At 73.2% G+C, this 7,121-nt stretch carries 4 protein-coding genes; 3 read left to right on the top strand and 1 reads right to left on the bottom strand.

Translation table 11 applies throughout. From position 1 onward, the window contains the following. Nucleotides 1–451: TetR/AcrR family transcriptional regulator (locus AOK15_RS32660; protein ID WP_157870436.1), on the bottom strand; the 451-nt coding region annotated here is incomplete at its 3' end. Nucleotides 452–762: 311 nt separating this feature from the next. On the opposite strand from AOK15_RS32660, the gene AOK15_RS32655 reads away from it, so the two are divergent. The 3 genes from AOK15_RS32655 to AOK15_RS32645 all read left to right on the top strand — a co-directional run. Continuing rightward, the gene (locus tag AOK15_RS32655; protein WP_055521933.1) at nucleotides 763–1,425 is read left to right on the top strand and encodes a hypothetical protein; all 663 of its coding nucleotides are present in this window, start codon (nucleotides 763–765) and stop codon (nucleotides 1,423–1,425) included. 23 nt (nucleotides 1,426–1,448) lie between these two features. Beyond that, the gene (locus tag AOK15_RS32650) at nucleotides 1,449–2,312 is read left to right on the top strand and encodes a poly(ethylene terephthalate) hydrolase family protein (protein ID WP_240508704.1); all 864 of its coding nucleotides are present in this window, start codon (nucleotides 1,449–1,451) and stop codon (nucleotides 2,310–2,312) included. A 574-nt stretch (nucleotides 2,313–2,886) separates the two neighbouring features. Then, nucleotides 2,887–7,121: type I polyketide synthase (locus tag AOK15_RS32645; RefSeq protein WP_157870435.1), on the top strand; the 4,235-nt coding region annotated here is incomplete at its 3' end.

Here is a 7,121-nt window from a genome sequence, read left to right as displayed (position 1 = left end):
GCCCGGCCGGGCCGACCGCGTCGATCTCCACGATGGCCATGGCGGCGAATTCGGGCGCGTTGGCGAGGATGCCGAGCAGCGCGCCGAGCCCGGCGCGCACCCGGCCCGGCCAGTCGGAGGCCTGGGCGTGGGCCTCCTCCATGGCGCTGAAGACCAGGGAGGTGCCGTACTGATGGGCAGCGAGGAAGGCATCCTCCTTGCCCTTGAACAGCTCGTAGAAGACCGGCCTGGTCACGCCTGCCGCCTGGCAGATGTCGCTGACCCGGGTGCGGGCGTAGCCGACCTGGGCGACGGTGCGGACGAAGCCGTCCAGGAGCCGGTCGCGCTGGTTGGCGGCGACCACCTCGGGCGGGGTACGGCGCGGTCCACGCCGCAGGGAACGCTCCGGATCGCGTCCCGCGCGGGTACCGGGCAGCACCAGCGGAGGCCGCGCCGATGGGCCTGCTGCCATGGGCATCCTTCCTCGAACTCGCGCGCGCCTTCTTGTGCGCGCGCCTTGACTTGAATACCCGTCAGGTTTACAACTCTCACAGGTTTTCTTCTCGTGAGGCCCGCGGTCGCGGAGCGGCCGGGGCCGCCAGTGTCACGCACCCTGCAAGGCCGCAACAAGCGCACCGAGTCTCTGACGTCAAGTCAGAGACCGGGCGCGGTCCGGCCGTTCCATCTCACCCGGGAACGGCGATGCGCCGGCCGCTGCCCCACTCCCCCGGAGGCAGCGGCCCGGCCCTGCTCGTCACCCATGCCAGCAGAAGAGGAACCCGCATGCGCAGATACGCCCTTTCCACCCTGGTCGCCGCAGCCGCCTCGACGGCCCTGGCCACCCTCCCGGCCACCGCCGCCTCGGCGGACACCGCCGTGCTCACCTATGGCAGTGCCGACGGCAACGCCGTCTCCGTCGGCGACGTACTCACCGCGTCGTTGGCGCGCGGCACCAACGCCACCCTCGCCACCAGCAGCAACGGCACCTCCGGCATCACCTGCACCGAATCGACACTCTCCGCCACGGTGACGGCGAACCCCACCGCCCCGGGCACCGCCACCGAGTCCGCGACCTCCCAGACCTTCAACGGCTGCACCAGCAACGTCTTCGGCGTCTTCGGGGTGCGGAGCATCACCGTCGACGGCCTGCCCTACAACACAGCCGCCTCCTCCGACGGCACCGTCACGGTGACCGCGGCCCCGGGCCGCGCGATCCAGACCACGGTGGCGCTCTCCACTCTGCTGGGCTCCATCACCTGTGTCTACCAGGCGCCACGCCTCTCCGCGGTGAGCTCCAACAGCGACAACAGTCTGACCTTCACCAACCAGAAGTTCACCAAGGTCTCCGGCTCGGCGCTGTGCACGGCCAACGGCTACTTCACCGCTGCCTACGCCCCCGTGGTCGACAGCAGCGTCAGCGGCTCTCCCGCCGTCTACACCAACTGACAGCCTGTCCGAGAGGACCCCCCGTGAAACCGCTCCCGTTCCGAGCGCTCATGGCGATCGTCGCGGTCGTCATGGCGACCACCCTCGCCACCCCGGCCCAGGCTGATTCCCAGAACCCCTACGAGCGCGGCCCGGTCCCGACCCTGGAGAGCATCACCGCCGAAAGCGGTCCCTTCGCCATCGGCTCGGTCACCGTGCCGGCAGGCAGTGGCCAAGGCTTCAACAGCGGCACCGTCTACTACCCCACCGACACCAGCAAGGGCACCTTCGGTGCCATCGCCATCATGCCCGGCTTCCTCGCCTCGCAGTCGGACATCGCCTGGTACGGACCTCGGCTGGCTTCCCACGGTTTCGTGGTGATGACCCTGAACACCAGTGCGCTGTGGGACTTCCCCGCAGACCGCAGTAGGCAGCAACTCGCCGCACTCACCTATCTGACGGCCCAGAGCACGGTGAAGAACCGGATCGACCCCGGCCGGCTGGCCGTGATGGGCTGGTCGATGGGCGGCGGCGGCTCGCTGCAGAGCGCGGCGAGCACCCCGTCGCTCAAGGCGGCCATCCCGCTGGCACCCTGGGACCTCAGCAACGTCTCCAGCCGGATCACGGTCCCCACCATGATCTTCGGCGCCGACGGTGACACCGTCGCCTCCGTCGACGACTTCGCCCGGCCCTTCTACAACGGGCTGGCCAACGCCCCCGACAAGTCACTCATCGTGCTCAAGGGCACCGACCACTTCACCTTCGCCAAACCGAACACCACGATCGCCCGGTACAGCGTTTCCTGGCTGAAGCGCTTCGTCGACAACGACACCCGCTACGACCAGTTCCTCTGCCCCACCCCCAACGACCCCAACACGGTCGTCCTCCAGATCACCTGCCCGCTGTAACCCCAGCGGACGCAACCCGGCGGAAGCGCGGCAGGCACGGGACCTCACGGTCATCCGTGCCTGCCGCGAACGCGTCCAGGACGGCGGCGGGCAGGGGTGAATCGGACACGGCCCCGGCAGGGGCCCGTGGTCTCTCGCGGGTGTTCTCTCGATCCGTGACATGGAACCTTGAAGAATGTCCAATCTTCCCAGGTCAGCGACCCAGTGCGGCTTCATCGCCCGCGGTGGGGCGGGTACATGGGCAAGGCGAACGCCCCGTAGCCCTTGATCAACACCGCGCCGCGGGGAGGCAAAGCAGGAGGCGAGGTCACCCACGAGAGGCCGCGCGGACAGGCGTGCGGTCACGGCCGGCGGTCATGCCGATTTCCGACATCGACGACATGGCCGAGCTGTGCGGCGACCGGGTCCGGCTCGTTGCGGTTCCTCTTCACCGAGATCGGTGTCGGGGGTGCAGCCAGATAACTGACTACCCATTAGTATCTGACGGGTCATCAGCTCCAGAGCGCGCGGCGTGCGCCGAATCCGCTCGTCCCGATCGCACACCCCCCTCGATCGCACAGAGGAGCCTCCCCCCATGACGCACACCGTTATCGGCGTCAGCCCCTTGGGTGCACCGGACCCCCGCCTCGTCGCCGCCGTCTGCCGGGCCGGTGGGTCCGGTGTCCTCGACCTCGGCCCGGGCGCCCGCGCCGCCCGCGAGGCCCTGACCCTCTTGCGGCAGTGGGCCCCCGGCCGCCACGGCGTGCGGGTCCCCGCCGACTGTGCGCTGCGCCCCGAAGAGCTGTGGGCCCCGGCGCCCGCCGGAACGCGGCGCACCGCGGACCCGGCCGCAGCGGGACCTTGCACCGTGCTCCTCGCCCCGGACGCGCCCTGGACCGTCGCCGAGGTCCGGGCCGCCGCCCGCGCAGCCGCCGCGGACCCCGCCGTACTCGCCGAGGTCCGCGGCACCGACGAGGCCGTCCGGGCCGTGGCCGACGGTGTCGCCGGGCTCGTCGTGCGCGGCGAGGAGTCCGGCGGCCCCTGCGGCGAACACTCCACCTTCGTGCTGCTCCAGCGCGTCCTCGGCGCCCTGCCGGCCGACCTGCCGGTGTGGGCCTGCGGCGGCATCGGGCCGCACACCGCGGCCGCCGCCGTGCTCGCGGGCGCCCGCGGAGTCGTACTGGACATCCAGCTCGCACTGCTCGACGAGGCCGGTACGGCCCCCGCGGCCGCCGGTCTGCTGCGCGCCGCCGACGGCACCGAGACCGTCGTCGTCGACGGCTGCCGGGTGCTCGACCCAAGCCGCCCCGGCCTCCCGGCCGTCCTGCGCGACCGGCCCCTGCCGCTGGGCCAGGACGCCTTTCTCGCCGCCCGGTTCGCCGAGCGGTACGGCACCGTGGACCGCGCCCTCGCCGCCGTCACGGAGGGCATCGACGCCGCCATGGCCGACGACGGCGCCGTACTGCGCGGCGGCTCGCCGATGTGCCGGGCGCTCGGCACCGCGCTGCCGGTCGTCCAGGGCCCGATGACCCGGGTCAGCGACCAGGCGCGGTTCGCGGCGGCCGTCGCGGACGGCGGCGGACTGCCGGTCGTCGCGCTCGCCCTGGCCGGGCCCGAGCAGACCCGCACCCTGCTCGAACAGACCAGATCCGCCCTCGGCGACCGCTCCTGGGGCGTCGGCATCCTCGGCTTCGTTCCGGACGAGATACGCACCGCCCAACTGGAGGCCATCCGTGAGCTGCGCCCCAGCCACGCCGTCATCGCGGGCGGCCGTCCCTCCCAGGCGGCCGCTCTGGAGGCCGAGGGCATCCGTACCTTTCTGCACGTGCCGTCGCCCGGGCTGCTCGGCCAGTTCCTGGCGGCCGGCGTCCGGCGCTTCGTCTTCGAGGGCGCCGAGTGCGGCGGGCACATCGGGCCGCGCAACAGCTTCCCGCTCTGGGAGGCGCAACTGGCCGTCCTGGAGGACTTCCTCGACGCGGCGGCCGACGACGGTCACACCGATGGCGGTGACGCCGCCGACCCAGGGGACGTACAGGTGCTCTTCGCGGGCGGCATCCACGACGAGCGCTCCGCCGCCATGGTCGCCGCGCTCGCCGCCCCGCTCACCACCCGCGGTGCCGTCGTCGGCGTTCTGATGGGCACCGGCTACCTCTTCACCGAGGAGGCCGTCGAGTGCGGCGCCATCCGGCCGCTGTTCCAGCGCGCGGCCCTGGACGCCACGTCAACCGTGCTCCTGCACACCGCGCCCGGCCACACCACCCGCTGCCTGCCCAGCGCGTTCAGCGACACGTACCAGGAGGTCAAGGACGAGCTGCGGACTCAGGGGATACCCGAGCGGCGGGTCTGGCAGGAGCTGGAGCGGCTCAACGTCGGCCGCCTGCGCATCGCCAGCAAGGGCGTCGAGCGGGTCGGCGACGAGCTGCTCGACGTCGACGAGGAGCGCCAGCGCGAAGCGGGCATGTTCATGGCCGGCGAGGTCGCCGTGCTGCGCTCCGCCGTCACCACCGTCGCCGCCCTGCACCACGCGGTCACCGACGGGGCCGCCGACTTCTACGGGCGCCGCACCGCCGAACTCGCCGCTGACGTCCGCGACGCGGGCGGTGCGGTACCCACGCGGAACCCGGCCCCCGCTCCCGAACGGCTCGACATCGCCGTCGTCGGCATGGCCGGCATGTTCCCGGGCGCCGCCGACCTGCCCGCCTACTGGGCCCAGGTGCTCGCCGGCGCCGACGCGATCACCGAGGTCCCGGACACCCGCTGGGATCCCGCGCTGCACTTCGGCGCGGACGCCGAGGCGGACGACGTGTCCGCGTCCAAGTGGGGCGGTTTCCTGCCCCCGATCCCCTTCGACCCGCTGGCCTACGGCATCCCGCCCGCCTCCCTGGCCGCCATCGAACCCGTCCAGCTCCTCGCCCTGGAGGCGGCCAGGCGGGCACTGGCCGACGCCGGGCTCGACCGCCGGGCCTTCCCGCGCGAGCGCACCTGCGTCGTCTTCGGTGCCGAGGCGGGCAGCGACATCTCCGGCGCCGCGACGCTGCGCAGCGTCCTGCCCTCGTACGTCGGCCGTCTTCCCGAGGAGCTGGAGGAGCAGCTCCCGAAGCTCACCGAGGACTCCTTCCCCGGCATGCTCGCCAACGTCATCGCCGGCCGGATCGCCAACCGGCTCGACCTCGGCGGCGCCAACTACACCGTCGACGCCGCCTGCGCCTCCTCCCTGGCCGCCGTCGACGCCGCCTGCAAGGAACTGGCCTTCGGTGCCGCCGACGTGGCCCTGTGCGGCGGCGCCGACCTGCACAACGGCATCAACGACTACCTGCTCTTCTCCTCCGCGCACGCGCTGTCGCCCACCGGCCGCTGCCGCACGTTCGACGCGGCCGCCGACGGCATCGCACTCGGCGAGGGCGTCGCCTGTCTCGTACTCAAGCGCCGCGCCGACGCCGAGCGGGACGGCGACCGGATCTACGCCGTCATCGAGGGCGTCGGCAGCGCCAGCGACGGCCGCTCCCTCGGCCTGACCGCGCCCCGCCCCGAGGGCCAGCGCACCGCCCTGGAACGCGCCTACGCGCAGGCTCGCGTCTCGCCCGCCGAGGTCGGCCTGATCGAGGCCCACGGCACCGGGACCGTCGTCGGTGACCGCACCGAACTCAGCACGCTCACCCGGCTGTTCGAGGAGGCCGGGGCCGCGCCCGGCGGCTGCGTCGTGGGCTCCGTCAAGTCCCAGATCGGGCACACCAAGTGCGCCGCCGGTCTCGCCGGACTGATCAAGACCGCGCTCGCCCTGCATACCGGGGTGCGCCCGCCCACCCTGCATATCGACGTGCCCAACCCCGTCTGGACCGGCCCCGACAGCCCATTCGTCTTTCACAGCGAGGCCCGGCCCTGGGCCGAGCCCGCCGCCCGCCGCGTCGCCGGGGTGAGCGCCTTCGGATTCGGCGGCACCAACTTCCACGTGGTGCTGCGGGCCCACGCCGACGCCGGAGCGCCGCCGCGCCAGAGCCACGACGTCTGGCCCGCCGAGCTGTTCGTCTTCCGCACCCGCGCGGCGGCCGAGGAACTCGCCGGCCTCGCGGCGAGCGGCCACTGGCGGCTGCGGGACCTGGCGCGTACCGCCGCACAGCGCGCGGAGACCGGTCCGGGCCCGCTCCTCGGTGCCGTGGTCGCCGAGTCCGTCACCGAACTCCCGCACCTGATACGGGACCTCCTCGACGGCACGCCCGGGAGGAGGGGAGTGTTCCCGGCCACGGGCGCCCCCGCCGGGGTGGCCGACGGTGGCGGTGGCGGCGACGGTGGCGAAAGCAACGACGGTGGCAAGGTGGCGTTCCTCTTCCCCGGCCAGGGCAGCCAGCGCCCCGGTATGTTCGCCGAGCTGTTCACCGCCTTCCCCGAACTCGGCCGCCACCTGTACCACGCCCCGGCCGCCGCCCTCTTCCCGCCCGCCGCCTTCGACGCCGCCGAACGCGCCGCACAGGTCGCCCGGCTCACCGACACCCGCCACGCCCAGCCCGCGCTCGGGGCGGTCGGCCTCGCCGCGTACGACACCCTCACCGCGGTCGGTGTCCGCCCCGACATGGCCGCAGGCCACTCCTACGGCGAACTCGTCGCGCTCTGCGCCGCGGGCGCCCTCGACCCCGACACGCTCGGTGACCTCAGCCGGGAACGGGCCGAGGCGATCCTCGCCGCGATCGGCGCACAGGGGTCCGACCCCGGCACCATGGCCGCCGCCGTGGCCTCCGCCGAGCAGGTGACCCGGCGTGCTCGCCGGGGCCCCTGCTCGGCGGCTGCCACGGCGGCGTCCATGGCGCCGGGGTCGGACCCCTGTGCGCCGATCGC

Origin of the sequence: Streptomyces ossamyceticus (assembly GCF_001418475.1) — a bacterium.
GTDB classification, from domain to species: domain Bacteria; phylum Actinomycetota; class Actinomycetes; order Streptomycetales; family Streptomycetaceae; genus Streptomyces; species Streptomyces ossamyceticus.
This window is presented reverse-complemented; position numbering and strand designations above follow the sequence as displayed.